The 17,784-nt window shown below is 39.4% G+C and carries 18 protein-coding genes; 5 read left to right on the top strand and 13 right to left on the bottom strand.

Going from position 1 to position 17,784, the window contains the following annotated elements; genetic code table 11:
• Window positions 1-103: 103 nt before the first annotated feature.
• The 6 genes from NLX65_RS03385 to rlmN all read right to left on the bottom strand — a co-directional run bounded on the left by NLX65_RS03385 (window position 104) and on the right by rlmN (window position 7,398).
• Window positions 104-1,882: an ATP-binding protein gene (locus tag NLX65_RS03385; RefSeq protein ID WP_260537179.1), complete on the bottom strand. Its 1,779-nt coding sequence runs from the start codon at window positions 1,880-1,882 to the stop codon at window positions 104-106.
• 45 nt (window positions 1,883-1,927) lie between these two features.
• Complete coding sequence (locus NLX65_RS03380; RefSeq protein WP_260537177.1) at window positions 1,928-2,227, bottom strand: cell division protein ZapA; 300 nt, start codon at window positions 2,225-2,227, stop codon at window positions 1,928-1,930.
• A gap of 6 nt (window positions 2,228-2,233) precedes the next feature.
• Window positions 2,234-2,512, bottom strand: a complete 279-nt coding sequence (locus NLX65_RS03375) for a hypothetical protein (RefSeq protein WP_260537175.1) — start codon at window positions 2,510-2,512, stop codon at window positions 2,234-2,236.
• Window positions 2,493-4,874 carry a phenylalanine--tRNA ligase subunit beta gene (gene pheT / locus NLX65_RS03370; RefSeq protein WP_260537173.1) on the bottom strand — a complete coding sequence of 794 codons (2,382 nt, stop codon included), beginning with the start codon at window positions 4,872-4,874 and terminating at the stop codon, window positions 2,493-2,495. Before pheT ends, NLX65_RS03375 begins: the two co-directional genes overlap by 20 nt.
• Before the next feature lie 44 nt (window positions 4,875-4,918).
• Window positions 4,919-6,205 (bottom strand): malic enzyme-like NAD(P)-binding protein, encoded by a 1,287-nt coding sequence (locus NLX65_RS03365; protein WP_260537171.1) that lies wholly within the window; start codon window positions 6,203-6,205, stop codon window positions 4,919-4,921.
• A 113-nt stretch (window positions 6,206-6,318) separates the two neighbouring features.
• Window positions 6,319-7,398 (bottom strand): 23S rRNA (adenine(2503)-C(2))-methyltransferase RlmN, encoded by a 1,080-nt coding sequence (gene rlmN / locus NLX65_RS03360; protein WP_260537169.1) that lies wholly within the window; start codon window positions 7,396-7,398, stop codon window positions 6,319-6,321.
• Between the two features lie 346 nt (window positions 7,399-7,744).
• On the opposite strand from rlmN, the gene NLX65_RS03355 reads away from it, so the two are divergent.
• Window positions 7,745-7,912, top strand: a complete 168-nt coding sequence (locus tag NLX65_RS03355; RefSeq protein ID WP_260537167.1) for a hypothetical protein — start codon at window positions 7,745-7,747, stop codon at window positions 7,910-7,912.
• A gap of 228 nt (window positions 7,913-8,140) precedes the next feature.
• Here NLX65_RS03355 and ychF read toward each other — a convergent pair whose 3' ends face one another.
• From ychF to NLX65_RS03320, 7 genes are all read right to left on the bottom strand, one after another.
• Window positions 8,141-9,232 (bottom strand): redox-regulated ATPase YchF, encoded by a 1,092-nt coding sequence (ychF, locus tag NLX65_RS03350; protein WP_260537165.1) that lies wholly within the window; start codon window positions 9,230-9,232, stop codon window positions 8,141-8,143.
• Between the two features lie 71 nt (window positions 9,233-9,303).
• Window positions 9,304-9,609, bottom strand: coding sequence for a PUR family DNA/RNA-binding protein (locus NLX65_RS03345; protein WP_260537163.1), 306 nt, complete (start codon window positions 9,607-9,609; stop codon window positions 9,304-9,306).
• A 42-nt stretch (window positions 9,610-9,651) separates the two neighbouring features.
• Entirely contained in the window at window positions 9,652-9,996 is a 345-nt protein-coding gene (locus NLX65_RS03340; RefSeq protein ID WP_260537161.1) for a 4Fe-4S binding protein, read from the bottom strand.
• Window positions 9,997-10,077: 81 nt separating this feature from the next.
• Window positions 10,078-10,548: a transcription elongation factor GreA gene (greA, locus tag NLX65_RS03335; protein WP_260537159.1), complete on the bottom strand. Its 471-nt coding sequence runs from the start codon at window positions 10,546-10,548 to the stop codon at window positions 10,078-10,080.
• A 113-nt stretch (window positions 10,549-10,661) separates the two neighbouring features.
• Complete coding sequence (locus tag NLX65_RS03330; protein WP_260537157.1) at window positions 10,662-10,829, bottom strand: hypothetical protein; 168 nt, start codon at window positions 10,827-10,829, stop codon at window positions 10,662-10,664.
• 268 nt (window positions 10,830-11,097) lie between these two features.
• The gene (locus NLX65_RS03325; protein ID WP_260537155.1) at window positions 11,098-13,227 is read right to left on the bottom strand and encodes a ComEC/Rec2 family competence protein; all 2,130 of its coding nucleotides are present in this window, start codon (window positions 13,225-13,227) and stop codon (window positions 11,098-11,100) included.
• A 30-nt stretch (window positions 13,228-13,257) separates the two neighbouring features.
• A complete protein-coding gene (locus NLX65_RS03320) occupies window positions 13,258-13,857 on the bottom strand; it encodes a ribonuclease HII (RefSeq protein WP_260537153.1) in 600 nt (199 codons plus the stop codon).
• Window positions 13,858-14,202: 345 nt separating this feature from the next.
• On the opposite strand from NLX65_RS03320, the gene yidC reads away from it, so the two are divergent.
• The 4 genes from yidC (at window position 14,203) to NLX65_RS03300 (ending at window position 17,264) form a co-directional block, all read left to right on the top strand.
• Window positions 14,203-15,975, top strand: coding sequence for a membrane protein insertase YidC (yidC, locus tag NLX65_RS03315; RefSeq protein WP_260537151.1), 1,773 nt, complete (start codon window positions 14,203-14,205; stop codon window positions 15,973-15,975).
• Window positions 15,976-16,061: 86 nt separating this feature from the next.
• Complete coding sequence (ruvA, locus tag NLX65_RS03310; protein WP_260537149.1) at window positions 16,062-16,655, top strand: Holliday junction branch migration protein RuvA; 594 nt, start codon at window positions 16,062-16,064, stop codon at window positions 16,653-16,655.
• A gap of 66 nt (window positions 16,656-16,721) precedes the next feature.
• Window positions 16,722-16,856, top strand: a complete 135-nt coding sequence (locus NLX65_RS03305; protein WP_260537147.1) for a hypothetical protein — start codon at window positions 16,722-16,724, stop codon at window positions 16,854-16,856.
• Entirely contained in the window at window positions 16,857-17,264 is a 408-nt protein-coding gene (locus tag NLX65_RS03300) for a hypothetical protein (protein WP_260537145.1), read from the top strand. It abuts the gene before it with no gap.
• The last annotated feature ends 520 nt before the right edge of the window (window positions 17,265-17,784 follow it).

Below are 17,784 nucleotides of genomic sequence, written 5' to 3'. Positions count from 1 at the left end.
AAAAATTAGTCTTTGAAAAAAATAATCAAATCGCTTATCTTAACAACCTAACTGACACATTTAACTTAACGGACAACTTTAATACTTAAATTTTTACTGCCTGTCAGATTAAATCTTGACTACTACACTGACCATATCTACTCGTTAAACTGACTGAACCAGATTGTTTATTGAATAGATCATAGGTAGCATAAGCCGCTAAAACTGCCTTTCCTGAAAAGGCAATGCCAACCTCTATTACCTCCTGGACATGCGGATATTGTAGTATTTCGGTATGATAGGCTTGTGTTTGTATTTGATCTAAAGCAAGTTTAGCTACAGTTTCCAGTTCTTCTTCCTTACGCACCTGTTTAAATTCTAATAACAGCGCCTTGGAACTTTCTTTTTTAGGGATTAATAACAGATCATAACGTCCTAAACCACTTTCTCGATTAGAGCGTATATAGTATCTATCATTGATACTAGCTAGCATAGCTAAGACAAAACCATGGTAAAAACTTTCACCTTGTTTGCCGTAATGTACATCAAAAAAACTAGCACTTTGTAGGAGGTAAGCACTTAAATCTCGTGTAAAATGATCTATCTTTCCCATTAATAGATGACTGAGAAAGGTCTCGTAACCACGTCTGCTAGGAAACTTATTGAGCAACCATTCCTCAAAAAATCGGTTATAAAGGGTAGCTACTTCTTGATTGGGAATAGCTAGCCTACAATCATAAAGCCCATTTCTTTTATTAAATACAGCATCAACTATCTTTAAATAGCCAGAAAATAATAAAAGGCTCCAAAAAGAGGTATCGTCTTCATCTAGGATATCAAAAGCAAGGTGTTTGTTGATAGATGTAGTTACAGATTCCCCTCGCATTAACTGTTCGAATTGTTCTTTAATTTCAGAATGAGCAGTAAGTACCTTTTGTTCGATTAAGTTGTTATTACCCGTATTGACCCAATAGACATCAAAACGACCCTCCTCACTTAAACAATAAATAATGGACCAGGGATTATACATCACTATGTTCCCTACCCTATAGCCATTGTACCAATTTTTTACTTGGTCCATACAAGTAGAAAGATTTTGTTTGGTAAACAAATCTTGAACTTCTATTTCGCTCAAACCAAAGTGGCTGCTATAACCTTGATCTAAAAGGGTATAAGTTTTCAGGTTATTCAATCCAGAAAGCATACTATCCTTTGAAACACGCAGTATGCCTGTTAAAACACCTCTTTCTAAATAGTTATTATCTTTTAAGGCAGCACTAAATAGATTACGCATAAATGACACCATCGCATCCAAATATTCCTTATTACCATAAGCTTTATTGAGAGGGGTATCGTATTCATCTATTAGAATATAGACTTTTTGGCCATGGTGTTGGTAGAGGCATTGGCTTAACAGTTTTACAGAATCCTCTAAAGTCTCTTGATCAGCAGATTGATCCATAATACTTGAAAAAGTTCTTAGCGCTACCGTATTGAGTTTTTCACTCTTTAATAAATACTCAAATGAGCTAAATAGGAAAGCTATTTGTTTACTTATTTTGTTGTAAGATCCTTGAAAACTATCTGAATTGATATCCTTAAAACTGATCATAATAACAGGGTACTTACCTTGATGTTGATCAATGTAGTTACCACCATCTAACTTACCAATCGCTAAATGATCAAATAGACCTTTTGTGCTTACGCCACTAACCTCTGCTGAAAAAAAATGCTGCAACATAGACATATTTAACGTCTTGCCCCAACGGCGAGGACGTGTGATTAAGGTAACTTTATCTCCCTTGCTAAGGAAGTGAGCAAGCATAGCTGTCTTATCACAAAAAAGATAGTCTCCGCTTACTAACTCTTGAAAGTTACTAACGCCAATTGGTAATTTTTTCATGATACTATAGAACTGGTTAAATTTATCATCGTTTTATTTACATACTTAAATGGACACAGCCGAGCCGCTTTTAGCGATATCATTGCTCCAATTTGCTATCCTTTGTATCAACTCGTTCGTTTGGGTTGCCTCTGCTTCTTGCACCCTTAAATAGGCTACCAGGCAATCAAATGCTACCATAGCCAATAGATCTTGCTGATCCTGTATGCCTAGTTTTTTTTGATACCCTCTAATCCGTTCTGCTAATATTTTACTTGCCGTTCTTACAAAGGTTTCGTCTTCCGGTTGCACTTGCATCGGATAGATCCGGTCACTAATTTTAATTTTTATAAAGAGTGCTTCCATCTTTTTTTATACTTGTTCAAAGTAGGCTAAACAGAGATCGATCTCCTGAATATACTTATTAATTAGATCTACTAAATGAGGGTCAGATGAATGGGCTGTATGGTTTTTGGTAGCCGACCTACTAAGGTCTATTGTTGATGCCTCTAATAGCGCCTTTAATCTTTTATTTTCCTCTGTTAATGCAATGATTTGTTTTTGGCAGTCAGTATGAGCTTGTAAGAGCTCCATAAGCATTTTTTCAAAGCGCTCTATGATAAGGCGTTGGTTATCTTCTAATAATGCCATTTAAATCACGTTCAAAAGTTTGAATCAGCTGATGCATGATTGGATCAATACTTTTGTCATCTAGTGTCTTTTCTCTATCCTGTAGGGTAAAACGAATGGCATAAGATTTTTTACCTTCTGGTAAATGTGGGTATACATCGAAGAGGTCAATCTTCTGAATGTTTTTATACCCCTGTTTTAGAATGAGATCTTTTATCTTTTGAAATGGAACCGCTTGATCTACTATCAAAGATAAATCTCTTGTAACAGTAGGAAATTTAGAAATAGGCGCATACACCTTGTTCGATTTACTGACCTGTAACAGATGACTCCAGTGGATATCTGCAAAGAAAACAGGTTGGGAAACATAATCTATAATAGAGGGCTGGAGCTGACCAAATGTCATGACCACTGTATCTTTATATACCCCTTGAATGCCCTGTGTATAGAATGAGTGCGTGATGGCTTTATAGGATAGGCCTATAATGCCTAACTTTGCTACCAGTTGCTCGATTGTTGCCCTCAAGTTTTGCAAGGTGACAGCCCCCAGTTGACGTATCCAGTTGGCTGACTCTACTTGACCAGTGAGCCAAAGGGATAGTCTTTTTTCTTCGTTGTATGATGCATGGTCTTGGCTATAGATGGTACCCAATTCAAATAGCTTCAAGTCATACTGACGACGTGCCAGATTATAGGCGATGACTTCTACTCCACTAAAAAGCAATGTAGGGCGCAATATGTGGCTGGAACTACTCAGTGGATTAAGAATAGAGACTGCTTTGTGAGTAGGTACGATGGTACCATAAGCCTCTTTGGTTAAAGAATTGGTGCATATTTCATAATAGCCATTGGCTGCCAATACTTTACTGATTTCTTCTGCCATTTTATAGGCTGTATCGATGCTATTTTCAGGGGCGAAGTAAGCAGTAGATAGTTGGTTGGGTATCCGGTCGTAGCCATATATCCGTGCAATTTCTTCAATCAGATCCGCTTTTCTAGTAACATCCACCCGGTAAGGTGGTACTTTGGCCGTAAAACCCTGGTCGGTTTCTGCTTCGATGTTTATTTCTAAATCTTTGATGATTTGTTTAATAAGGGTGGGGTCAAGCTTGGTACCCAAGCATCGGTTAATAGCTGCATAGGTGATAGGAATGGTAAAGTGTGCCAATGGAGTGGGGTAATATTCTATGACTGGGCAGGCTTCTGCAGCTGGGATCAGTTCTTGTAACAAGCATACTGCTCTTTTTAAGGCATACAGAGGGAGGTTGGGATCGGTGCCACGTTCAAATCGAAAAGAAGCATCCGTTTTAAGGCTATGGTGTTGCGCAGCACGGCGTATAACGGCTGGATTAAAATAGGCGCTTTCTATAAAAATATGTTCTGTGGTATCTGTAATACGGGTGCGGTATCCCCCTAGTACGCCAGCCATCGCTATAGGGCCTGCTTCATCGCAAATCATGAGTTCATTGCCAGCCAGTTTTCTTTCTATACCATCCAGTCCTGTAAATAGGGTAGCTGGTGTGCATAGCTGAACCATAAGGGAGGAGCCAATAATGGTATCATAATCAAAAGCATGTAGGGGTTGCCCCAATTCATGCAATACAAAGTTGGTTACGTCTACTACATTATTAATAGGTTTGACGCCAATGTGCGCTAACCTGGTGCGAAGCCATTCGGGGGAGGGTTGAATAGAGATGTTTTTAAGTAATAGCCCCGTATAACGTGGACATAGCGTAGCATCTATATTCCCTATGGTTAAGGGCAGATCAGATCGTACAGGATGAAAGGTTTCCACAGAGGGCAGGGTAATAGGCAGGTGTAAAATAGCTTTTAGCTCTCTGGCTATACCTAGGTGTGAGCAGGCATCTACTCTATTGGGTGTAATCTCGATTTCTAAAATTTCATCTAATAAATCTTTAAAGTAGTTCTTAGCAGGGGTTCCGGCAGGTAGGTTGGTGTCTAATACTAGAATATCATTGGTTGTGGGACCTAGTCCAATCTCATCTATACCACAAATCATGCCCTCAGACCAGATCCCCCTCAGTTTAGCTTTTTTAATTTGAATAGGGGATTGATCTACATAGTTGTAGATAGTGGTACCTACTGGCGCAACCACTACTTTTTGTCCAGCTCCTACATTAGGGGAGCCACAAATGATAGTGTATAATCTATCCAAGCCAATATCCACTAAGGTTTGTTTTAATCTATCTGCATTGGGGTGGGGGAGGCAGGATACTACCTCCCCTATAACAAGTCCTTCCAATCCCCCTGGGATAGTAGGGTAGCTATGGGCTACCTCTAAGCCCCTCTGGGTTAAAAGAGCGGCCAAATCAGAGGCCGTGCAATCAATATAGGACTTGAGCCAGTTTAGGGATATTTTCATAAGTGTGCAATCAATCCGTTCAGCTAGGTAGTGGTCATCTATGATTAATTTTGATGCCCTACGCGTTCTAATAACTCCATTTTATAGGCATCCCAATCATGAATAGGCTTTTTAGCCACACCAGAATCCATAGCAGCCTGCGCAACGGCTATAGAAACGGTAGGGAGCAAACGGGCATCCATAGGCTTAGGGAGTAGATATTCTTTGCCAAAATGGATGGTTCCGCCATAGTATTTGCGTACACAAACCGGTACTTCTTCTTGTGCCAATTGTTGAATAGCTTGTACAGCAGCTTGTTGCATGGCGCCATTAATGGCAGAAGCACGTACATCCAAGGCGCCTCTAAAAACGTAAGGAAAAGCAAGTAAATTGTTTACTTGGTTGGGGTAATCGCTACGTCCTGTGGCAAAGATCACATCTGGTCTAGTAGCCATAACATCCCGATAAGAAATTTCTGGCAATGGGTTGGCTAAGCCAAAAATGATAGGATCCTTGGTCATGCGTTCTATGCTTTGACTCATTAATAGATTGCCAGAGGAGAGGCCTATAAAGACATCTGACCCAACCACTGCATCATGCAAGGTATGTACGGCGCGGTCGGTAGCAAAAGGTGCTTTAATAGGGTCAAGATCATCTCTATCCTTACGAATCACCCCTTTTCTGTCACATATAACGATATGTGCCGGGTTGGCCCCTAAGGCAATTAAAAGCTTTGCGGTAGCGATTGCACCTGCGCCAGCGCCACTAAAAACAATCTGTACCTGTGCAATATCCTTATTGACAATTAACAAGGCATTTAATAAAGCTGCTGCTGCCACAATAGCAGTAGCATGTTGGTCATCATGCATAACCGGTATGTCCAACTGGGCCATTAATGCTTCTTCAATCTGGAAACACTCCGGTGCTTTAATATCCTCTAGGTTAAGTGCGCCAAAAGTAGGTGCCAATGCTTTAATGACTTGTATCACTGCTTCAGGAGTCGTAGCGTCAATTTCAATATCAAACGCATCCACTCCAGCAAACCTTTTTAAGATCATGGCTTTGGCTTCCATAACCGGTTTGGCAGCTAAAGGACCAATAGCACCATATCCTAATACAGCTGTCCCATTGGATAGCACACCTACCAAGTTCCCTTTATTGGTATATTGATATACCTGTTCGTTAGATGCAGCAATGGTTTCACAAACAGTGCCCACACCAGGCGTATAACCCGTAATGATGTCACGAGGGGTATGGAATGGTTTGGTGACACAGGTGCCTATTTTCCCAGCAGGGAATTGCGTGTGATAGGCTAAAATTTCTTCTTTTGTAACAACTATTTTATTCATCATATCGTTTTTTATTTGTAAATATTGGACTGATTGGTTTAAATATTTCTTGCTAAGCAAGCGCTTAGCCAAGTTACCATTTTTCAACCATTTATGCCAAAAGTAGATTGTGTGAATCAAGTACCTAGCTTGAGTTGTTTGCTGCGCAATTGTCCGCAAGCGGCGTCAATATCTGTACCATGCTCTGCACGCACAACGGCATGAATCCCCTGTGCACGTAGTCTGGCCACAAAACGATGAATGGTTTTAGGGGTACTGCGTTTGTAATGATCCAATTCATCTACAGGGTTATAGGGAATAAGATTTACATGAATCAGATGGCGTTGATGGCGTGCTAGAATTAAATTAGCTAGCTCAAAAGCACATGATTCTGAGTCATTGACATCTTTGAGTAGAATATATTCAAAGGTTACGCGTCTGTTGGTTTGCGCCAAGTAGTAATCAATGGCTTCCATAAGTTTTTCTATGGGGATGGCTTTATTGAGTTTCATAATCTGTGTACGTAGTAGGTTATTGGCTGCATGCAAAGAAAGGGCAAGATTGACCTGTAGCCCTTCATGTGCAAAGGCTTTTATTTTTCGGTCTAGTCCACTGGTAGAAACGGTAATATGGCGTGCACCAATCGCCAGACCTTTGGTGTGGTTAACGATACGTATAAAGCGTAAAAGGTGGTCATAGTTATCGAATGGTTCTCCGATGCCCATGACTACGATGTGGCTAATTCTTTTCCCTGCTATATCTAATTTTTTTTGCATATGGAGCAGTTGTTCTACTATTTCCCCTGCGGTTAAATCTCTTTTTTTGGTTAAAAGACCACTGGCACAGAAAGTACAACCAATATTACACCCTACTTGTGTAGTCACACAGATAGATAAGCCGTAGCTATGCTCCATTAAAACGGTTTCAATTAAGTTGCCATCAGTCAGTTTTAGTAAACATTTGATCGTGCCATCTTTTGCATATTGAACCTTATCTTCTACCGTGGAAACCAATGAAAAATGTTCATCCAAACGGGAGCGAGTCGTTAAACCTAAGTCGCTCATTTCACTAAAGCTGCTTACTCGTTTTTGGTAGAGCCACTTCCAAATTTGGCTACAACGGAAAGGTTTTTCGCCTTGTGCTTCCAACCAAAGCATTAATTCGTTTTCGGTTAAATTATAAATAGATGGTTTGGGTAAATAGCAATGGTTTGACATATGGTTAAAAAATACTTTGTGACAAAGGCATCGATCCTATCGATCGTTTGATTCCACTAAAATATTAAAAAAACCTCGGACCTAATGCAGCGCAAATGCCAGTGTATCTATACACGCTGTTTCGGATCAGTAGATAAAATAATGTGCACCAAGCAACCCATTAGGCATGGAATAGAAATAGAGTATGCTGCTGAGCGTTCATTGCTCATGCTGATACTGTTTACTGCCGCTCAAGTTTTTAAGTTTTTATTGATCGGAAAGTAGCATAGAAATCCTTATGGCTTGGATTTCATCGTGTCTATTCAGTCGTCTGGGAAATAAAATATAATTTTAATTGACCTTTACTGTGTGCCAACTTTTTATTGGCGCCCATGAACGCTTTAAATGGGCGCAATGGAAGCAAACGCCCATTAAAATGATAGGTATCTGTTTTAGTCATTGTTTTTTTGCGTTAAAAGAAAAACGCCCCTGTAAAAAGTCGTGGTGTAGAAAGTGGCATCATGCAGATGATTAGGAAAAACAGTTTCCTTTGAAGCCCCCAGAAGGGGCGCTTCCTGTTTTTCCATCTGTAAGATGCCACTTTCAGCGGCTTTTTACCGAGGGCTTGATTTTTTGTCCACTTCTTTATCAAGAAAAAAGTGGACAAAAAATCATTATTAACCAATGGAAAGAATAGATACTTTTATTTAAAAATCAATAAAAAATCCTTAAGTTGACACCATTGGGTGCATAGGTTAACAACCTACACATTAAAACGAAACAGCATGACATCTCCATCCTGGACGATGTAATCTTTACCTTCTATGCGTAGTTTTCCCGCTTCACGGCAGCTATGCTCACTTTTATATGTTTTATAGTCCTCGAAAGCAATTACTTCTGCTTTAATAAACCCACGTTGAAAGTCTGTATGAATCACCCCTGCTGCTTGGGGGGCTTTTGTGCCTTTTGGAATTGTCCATGCACGCACTTCTTGTGGTCCTACTGTAAAATAGGTAATTAGATTTAGTAAGGTGTAGGCGGATTGAATTAGCTTATCTAATGCAGATTCCATCAGGTTGTATTCTTTTAAGAAGAAATCCTTGTCATCACCATTTAATGCATTCAGCTGTGTTTCTAACGCAGTAGAGCCCATAATCATTTGACTATTCTCTTGCGCAATAGCTTCCTGAAAAACAGCTAAGTGCCGATTGGCTCTACCCAGTATGGTGGCTTCATCTACATTAGCAAAGTAAATAACCGGTTTTGAAGTTAATAGCTGCCAGTCATCTACCATCGCTTGGTCTGCTGCGGCTACTTGAATGGTACGTGCATCACGGCCTTGCTTTAGTTCTGTTAAAAATAGGTGCAACAGTTCGTGTTGCTGTGTTTTAGGTCCATGCTTGGCAAGCTTCTCTATTTTATCCAGTCGTTTGGTTAAGGTATCGATATCCTTACACCGTAGCTCATGGTCAATCACTTGTTTGTCAAAAACAGGGTCTACACTGCCTGCTACGTGTAATACATCCTCATCTTCAAAACACCTAACGATATGTACAATGGCATCCACTTCCCGAATATGGCTAAGGAATTTATTACCTAGCCCTTCCCCTTGATGAGCATCCTTGACCAACCCAGCTATATCTACAAACTCGATAACAGTAGGGATGATATTTTTAGAGTGCGCTAATGCAGCCAGTAGGTCCATACGCGGATCTGGTACAGCCACTACACCTATGTTAGGCTCTATAGTACAAAAAGGGAAATTGGCAGAAGCCGCATTTCCATTTGATAAACCATTAAATAACATAGATTTGCCTACGTTAGGCAAACCAATAAGGCCACATTTTAAAGCCATGAATCAAATCTATAGAATGAAAAACTGCCATGTAGTGCTTTTACTACCACGCTATCTATACCCGGGGTAGTTTATGGACTTGGATGGCCCTCTGCATTGCGGTCGAATTGATCAAACGCATAGTCGGCCATTAGCGTGGTTTTAAGATGGTCCACCACTTCATTAAGGGCACGAATGAATTTATTCACATCTTCCTTGTATAAGAAAATTTTATGCTTTTCATAAGCCATGCCGTCCGTTTCTGTTCTTTTCTTACTTTCTGTAATGGTTAGGTAGTAGTCTTTCCCTTTGGTTGACTTTATATCAAAGAAATAAACTCTTTTGCCTGCATTTACTCTTTTGGAATAAACTTCATCTAATCCTCTATGTAATTCCACTGTATATTTTATTTTATATTATATTATATATTGGTAAGTCCTTTAGCACCCATGTAAAAAAATCTTTTTTTCTAGTAAGGCTTCTTTCGTTTCTGGGTGATCTAGGTCTAACACACAACAATCTACCGGACAAACTGCTGCGCATTGTGGTTCCTCATGAAAGCCTACACATTGTGTACATTTATCTGTAACAATATAAAAGGTTTCGTCTGTGTAGGGGGCTTGTGGTTGGGTTGCTTCTACTATTTCTCCTTGCACCTCTACTGTTTTCAACTGTGTACCTTCAGCCCACTGCCAATCTGCTCCGCCCTCATATATTGCGGTGTTCGGGCACTCAACCGCGCATGCACCACAATTGATACATGCTTCTGTTATTCGTAAAGCCATAATGCTACAATTATTTTATCTGCTAACTAAATTAATAGAAATAAAAGATTACAGCAAATCCTTGGTTGGGGTAGCGTATGGTTAAAGATCTAACCCGATGGCTAAAATTTCCAATTCAATGATACCAGAGGGGGTGTCAACCTGCGCGATATCTGCTACCTTTTTACCTAATAATCCTTTACCCATAGGGGATTCAACCGATATTTTACCCTGCTTTAGGTCAGCCTCGCCCTGCGAAACCAGCATAAAAACTGATTCTGCCCCTGTTTTTTTATTTCTCACACGTGCTTTAGAGAGAATAGAGATCCGAGATAAATCAATTTCGCTTTCTTTTAATACCCTAGCATTGGCCACTAAGGTTTCTAAGGCAGCAATCTTTGCTTCTAGTAAGCCTTGCGCATCTCTAGCTGCATCATATTCTGCATTTTCACTTAAATCCCCCTTTTTATGCGCTTCTGCCAGATCATTGGCTACGCGCATGCGGCCCTCGCTTTTTAACCAACTGAGTTCTTGCTTCATGCGCTCCAGACCTGCTTCTGTGTAATAAGTCATTGACATTTTATGTTTTATGGTTCTAATTATTTTTTACAATGCGTGCCGTTCTATTGCTTCAAAGGTTGTACATGCTTATTGCTAGCTATTGAATAAACGCATGCTAGGTTTGCTTAGTTAAGCAGTATGGATACAAATAGGAGTAAGAAGGCAATAAACAGCATGCTAAACTTATACCCGGCCAGTATGGGTATTACTACAATGCCTCCATGCATACCTATAGCGAGCAGGGCAAGCAGCACTGCTAAAAATCTTGCAATGGCTTTCATATTACCTTTCATATTGATTGTATTTACAAAAATTATGCTTCTAGGCTTTATCTAAGCTTTGTAATTTTGCTGTATGCAAACCTAACAAAAAAAATAAGGATGTTTTTGGTTGTTTTAGTGAGACCAGTCGAATTAACTTGGTTTTTAAACTAAAATAAACAAACAAAATGCACTGTGTTAGAACGACCAAAGCCCTAATATAAATAAAATAACGTTAATCTTTCCATAGGCGCTGACATAAATGGAAGTAGACAAAAATAATTTAATGCCAACTAGCTGTTTATAAGTTTTTCAACCAGGTTAAGGTTTTTTTCGCTCCTGGCTTTAGCCAGATGGGTAGGATGCCTAGCTGTTTAATGTTTGGGTGGTAACGCAATGCGTGGTCCTGCTGTGTATAGATCACCAATGTTTTCATATGTAATACTTTGCAAATAATTGCTATATCCTGCAGTAGATCTGCATTTATCAGTAGGTAGTCGGCATCTAGTTTGGCCCTGTTCCATCCATACCAATCAACTGGAATTTGATGTAGGGTAAGGATAACTTTTTTATCCCAGGTGGCTATTATGCCTCCAGCATAATGGCTACTACGTTTGCATGGTAAGTCGTTAGCAGGTTTTTGTAACGCGGTGGTTAATGGCGATTTTATTGTCTTAGTTTGTGTATATTCTTTAAATACAGTTGAATATGCTGTTGACTGTGCGGTTCCTAACCATTGCGTATCACAAATAGGTTCCGAAAGCGCTCTGTCACAGTGTAGCCTTTCTATACCATCCTTTAAAGTGAAAGATAGTTGATCGTTATTATAACAGATGAGCTTGCATTTTTTTTGTTTTGCGATCCTAATTTGTATCTGCTCTACACTATACAATAGGGTGCATAAACTGATGATAACCGGATAAATCAGATGCTTGTGGTGCAAGAAAAGGCAAATCGAAAAGAGTATAATATAAAGTAGACAGGCTGCATACCCATTTACAGTGGCAGTTTTCAGGGTACACATGGGCCATTTTGCTAGCCAACAGACCCATGCATTTGTAGCAGCAATCAGTTTTTCAAGCGTAAAACTTAGTATGGATGATAGGCAAGTCTGCATGATAGGCAAGTGGCTACCTGCTAGTAATGCTAAGCTGAGTATTAAAATCGCAAAAATAGCAGGCACGACCAACCAATTGGCCAGGATAAAATAGAGTGGGAACTGTTTAAAGTAGTATAAAATAAGTGGTAAAGTAGCTACTTGTGCGGCAATAGATAGGGTGGTGGCAGTCCATATTTTCTGTAGCCCATAATTTTTCGGCGCAAGGAGGCGATGGATATAGGGCTGTAGATAAAGTATGCCTAGGGTTGCCATATAGGAAAGTTGAAATCCGCAGTTCCATAATAACAATGGGTTCCATAACAATAACGCAAAAGCAGAGGCCATCCATCCATTGTAACGGTTGAACCCTCTACCCATTAGAAAGCCTATTCTGGCTATAGTGATCATCATCGTTGCACGCAGTATGGGTGGTGCAAAGTGGCAGAGCCAAGCGTATAGCCAAAGCCAAAGTAGCGTAAAAAGGCCTGGTAAGATCAGCCCTCCTATATGGCTAAATAGAAACCTAAAAATAGCCTGCATAAGTAAGTAAAACATGCCTACGTGTAATCCGGAAATGGCTAATACATGGATGGTGCCTGTATCGACATAAGCTTTTTGTAGTGCCGGGTTTAAGTCTTCTTTTTCCCCCCATAGGAGGGTGGTGACCAATGCTATGGCTTGCCTATCTTTTAGCTGTTGGTGCAGTGTATCGCTACACCATTGCGTAATCATAGTAGCCCATTGCCTATTTTGGTCCAATGATTGGAGGACAATAAAATCTTGGTTGATTTGTTTTAAAACATGACGATGCATCGAGGGATAAGCTAGGGAGGTCAGAGGCACTGCTTGTTGCATGGGGTGAGATGGTAAGGCGTGTATGGGTGTTCCACGAACCAACAGGGTATCTCCTTTTTTAGGCTTGTAAGCCGATGGTTTAGAAAAGTATAGTTGTATGGGTGTTCTACTGTTGTGCCAACCTAAGTCGTCTTTTATATGGGTGATTGCCGCTTGGCAGTTATGTGGGTGATAGACTTTTTGAATACAAGCCCTATAACCCTTTAGATGCGGATGACCCCATGTAGATCCTTTCTTTTGTTGCCCGACTTGCAACAATAGATTGCTATACCCTACTAAAAAAATGAGTAGCAGTCCTATTGGGTTAAGCCATGCACAAGAAATGGTACGAGCGGCTATAGACAAGTATAGCGTACTCAGCGCAACCAAAAGGATCAAGGTTATGAAAAGGTCTGTCGGGTAGCAGATGGCTAGGAGCATGCCGCTTATATAAAACCATATTAAACGAAATAGGGGTAGAGCAGTAACGGGTGACATATACTATAATTGGCTAAAAACCAAATGTATTTACTTTTCCTTTTTATTAAAGTTTTTGCGGTGGTATAAAGTACCTCCAAACTGCTTAATCACTTGCTTGTGTGCTGGCGTGGCGTAACCTTTATTTTTTTTCCAGCCATACGCAGGAAAGTCTTTGTCTAATATTTCCATATAACGGTCTCTATAGACCTTAGCGAGTATATTGGCGGCACTAATGGCGGTATAGATCTTGTCTCCTTGTGGAATGCATTGGTGCGGAATGGTTTTGTAGCCATCGAACGATCGTCCGGATACTAATAATAGGTTTGGTAATGTTTTTAATTGATCCAATGCATTATGTATAGCAAGCTGGGCGGCATTTGGAATGCCCATGCTATGAATTGCTATATGGTCTACCATGGCGATGCTCCACGCAACTGCATGTTGTTGAATGATACCATACAAATGAATGGGTATGGTTAGCGTCTGTGTATTGCCTAATATTTCATTATAAAACGCATGGGGTAGGATTACAGCTGCGCCAACGATAGGACCTGCTATTGCGCCTGCCCCTGCGTGATCGCAGCCAGCTATATGGGATACATGGTAGTATTGGTATTCAGATAGTAGTGGTTTATGTAGCCGCACCATATTCAAAATACTTTAATTGGGTTACCCATTATCGACTAAAGACTAAATAGTATTTTTGATTTATAAAGATCTATTCATCTTGAAAACTGAAAAAAAGACTATATAAAGTAAAAAAAAATATTTTAAAATAATAGTCCTGCTAAACTTGTTTTTTTATATGATGGGTGGGCGTGGGTTAAGCACGATTCAGCCACCACGTCTATGTAATGATGCATTGGTAACTACCATATTCTTGTAAAGAATACCTATATTTGTTGAACTATATTTTTTAAGTAGCGTTATAGTGTCAACTATAGCTATAATCGTTACATTTTTTAGTTTAAACTTTTCTTTTCTTTGCTCTATATGGCTTTAGATAAAAATAAACTAGTGCGGTTATTCTTAATATCAGCAGGTTTTATGGTTTATTTCTATGTTTTTAAACCTAAGTTAGCCCCTCAACCTCCGCTACCTTCTGTTGCGGCCACTGGCCAAGCCACAGTGGATGGCATGCATCCATCTAGTCCAGTAGTTGCTACCCCTTTTGCACCTGTGTTGCAAGGAGAAGAAAAATATATAACAGTTGAAAATGAGTTGCTTAAAGTAGTTCTTGGTACCAAGGGTGGTACTATAAAAAAGGTTGTACTGAAGAAATTTAAAGATAAGCATGGTGCAGCATTGGTCTTATTGGATGAGCAGAGTAGTCATATGGGGCTTGTTTTTCCTTATCAAAATAGCCTGATAGAGACCAAAGCTTTGTATTTCCAAACCCAGGCTAGTTCGGCTTATCAACTCAAAGGAGCTGAAGAGATTAAAATAGTTTTTCGACTGGAGCTAACCCCATTGCAATATTTGGAGCAGGTCTTTACTTTTTCTGGCAATAGTTATCAAATCAACTATGATTGGCATGCGGTTGGGATGTTTATCACCACTGCACATCCTTCTTTCTGCTGGAATATAGATATGAAAAGTTTAGAGGCTGATGATAGAGCAGATGCTTCCAGAAGCACGGTGCATTATTATTTATTAGATCAGACTTTTGATAAGCTCAAGGAATCTTCAACTGAGTGTGAAAGGAAGAAAATAGAAAAGCCCATCAAATGGGTTAGTGTCAAGCAACGTTTCTTCTCTTCTGCGATTATTGCTGACGATGCTTTTGCTACAGGGGAGCTTTGCATGGAACCAGTGACTTCACCTGATGTCACCAAGTCGGTTCATCTATCTCTCCCACTATCTGCAGGTAGTAATGGCAAAGCAAAGTGTAGCGGTGCATTGATTTTTTTCTTTGGACCTAATGATTATACAATTCTTAAGCAGGTTACAAAAGGATTTGAGCAAAATCTACCTTTGGGGTGGCCAGTTGTAAAGTGGGTGAATCAAGGCGTGATTATTCCCCTTTTTACTTTTTTGGAAAAGCATATTGCCAATGTTGGGTTGGTTATCTTTTTATTGGTTATTATCATCAAGTTGCTTTTAGTGCCCCTTTCCTATAAATCTTTTATTGCTATGGCTAAGATGCAGTTCCTAAAGCCAGAATTGGATAAGATAAAGGAGAAATATAAAGATGATATACAGAAAGCTCAGATTGAGCAGGTAGCCTTTTATAGGGAATTTGGTATCAATCCTTTGAGTGGTTGTATGCCTATTCTGCTCCAAATGCCTATTTTAATGGCTATGTTTCATTTCTTTCCTCATGCCATTGCACTTCGGCAAGCCTCTTTTTTATGGGCAAAGGATTTATCAACCTATGATAGCGTGATGCGGCTACCTTTTACTATCCCGGTCTATGGCAATCATATCAGTTTGTTTACCTTATTGATGGTGTTATCAACCATTTTATATACCCGGTCTAGTAATCAAAGTGGTCCAAAAGATGGCCCTATGAAGGGGTTATCTTATATTATGCCTTTTGCTTTTATGTTTGTCCTAAATACATTTCCTGCTGGGTTGAGTTTTTACTATTGTATCTCTAATGTGATGACTTTCGTACAGCAGAAACTTATCAATTATTGGGTGAATGTAGATAGCATTAAGGAAAAGTTGATGGATAGGAAACAAAAGGTAAAGCAGCGTGGTAAGCTTTCTTTTCAATCTAGGGTTGCTGCTGCTATTGAGTCCAATAATAAGAAAAAAGAGTAGATCCTACAGTATGACCATCATCGGATCAAATGGGTCTATGTTTTGTTTGTAGTGATCAGGTAACAAGGAGGTGATGTACTCAATCTATGATTGCGCAACTTATAGGAAAATTACTGTATAAAGAACCCACTTACGTTATTTTAGATGTAGGTGGGGTGGGTTATGGCTTACATATTTCTTTATATACTTTTGATCAAATAAAGGCCTTAGCGCATTGTACATTGTTAACGGTTATGCAGGTAAAAAGCGAGGCATCTACCCTATATGGTTTTTATACGCTAGAGGAAAAGGCTTGGTGGTTGCACCTTATTTCGGTTAGCAGCATTGGTCCCAAAACTGCTTTGACGATTTTATCCTCCTTGGCGCCATCAGCCTTGCATAAGGCTATTCTAAGCAAGGATACACGCTTGCTTACTTCTATTAAAGGTGTGGGGGCAAAAGCGGCGCAACGATTGATATTGGAGTTGTCGGATAAGGCGCAAAAGTTGCCCTATATCCAAGATGCAGTTTGTCCACAACCTACCGATAACAAGGTAGATCAAGATGCTGTAATGGCTTTAACCAAGTTAGGGCTTACTCAAAAAGTTGCAGAAAAGGCCATTGCAACGGTACGCGAACAGGTGAGCACCCCCCTTACGTTGGAAGTGCTTATTAAAAAGGCATTGCAGCCCCATTCGTAATACATCTTATCCAATAGCATGAAAATTAGTCATATACCAATTTTTTTATCCATTATATCTATAGCTATGTTGCTGACAGGGTTTAAGAAGCCTGCTCCCAGTATAACGGCTCCTCAAGCATTACATAAAGGCATATGGTCTATACCGATTGGTATAGGCATGAGCTGGAAACCTAAAGCTGAACCAACAGATCATGCATAGATGGGGTCTGTAGCTACCATAGGTATAAAGTGGGAGAAGGTATGGCGTAAACGGTATACATTTTCTGCTGGATTCTTATGGGGCCTATTTTTACCAGATATGTTTATGGCAAATAAGCCAGTAAAATTTCGTGCAAATATTTGTAATATAAAGGTCGTAATACCTTATACCTTAGCGCTCCTTATACCTATGACCTCTCTACAAGTTGGTTGCTTTGTGAATAGTCGCTTGCATCTCTCTGGTGGATTAATCTATTTCTGCGCTGCAGAATTTAATGTAAACTACATGCTCTCTTCAAAGCTCTCTCTTAATGGAAAGTGTTGTCTTCTTCTAGACAAAATTTTCAAAAATCGTGGCATACACTTGGGTTTTGCAACCATAGGTATAGACTATAGGTTATACACGTGATTTTATTTAATTAGTGAAGACCCTATTGGCTGTACTCCTTTCAGTCAACTTATACCTACAAAACGATAAGATATTTGGTATGTGTTCAGGCAATGGAGTCAACTTAAAGGATTATAATTGATTAACAGACTCTTCTAAAGACGTGATTTCGTTTTGGTTTATCAACCTTATCTCGGGTATATACTCTTCCAGTTCGTATTTTGACTTTAGCGCCTATACAAGCTGTATCGATATACTGGCCTGAAAAAATAGGACAAAAATATTTCACTTTATTTTCCGTATGGTATAGTTTTAGAGTCATAAAATAAATTAATGAGATGTGAAGGAAAAAGATTAGTTATTTTAGTTCGGAAAAAAAGACTAAAATAGTATTAGCCTTACTACAAGAAGATGTAAGGTGTAGTAGTTAGGATTTAATCTGACAATTGTTAAATTATGATGATATAAATCTTAACTACTATGAACTTACATCAAAAAATTATCAAGCCTAAATTAGGGTTATTGGAACTAGCTAAAACAT

This window comes from Candidatus Cardinium sp. TP (assembly GCF_025215055.1).
Taxonomy (GTDB): Bacteria; Bacteroidota; Bacteroidia; order Cytophagales; family Amoebophilaceae; genus Cardinium.
The sequence above is the reverse complement of the archived record's forward strand: the minus strand, read 5'-3'. Positions and strand labels throughout refer to the sequence as shown.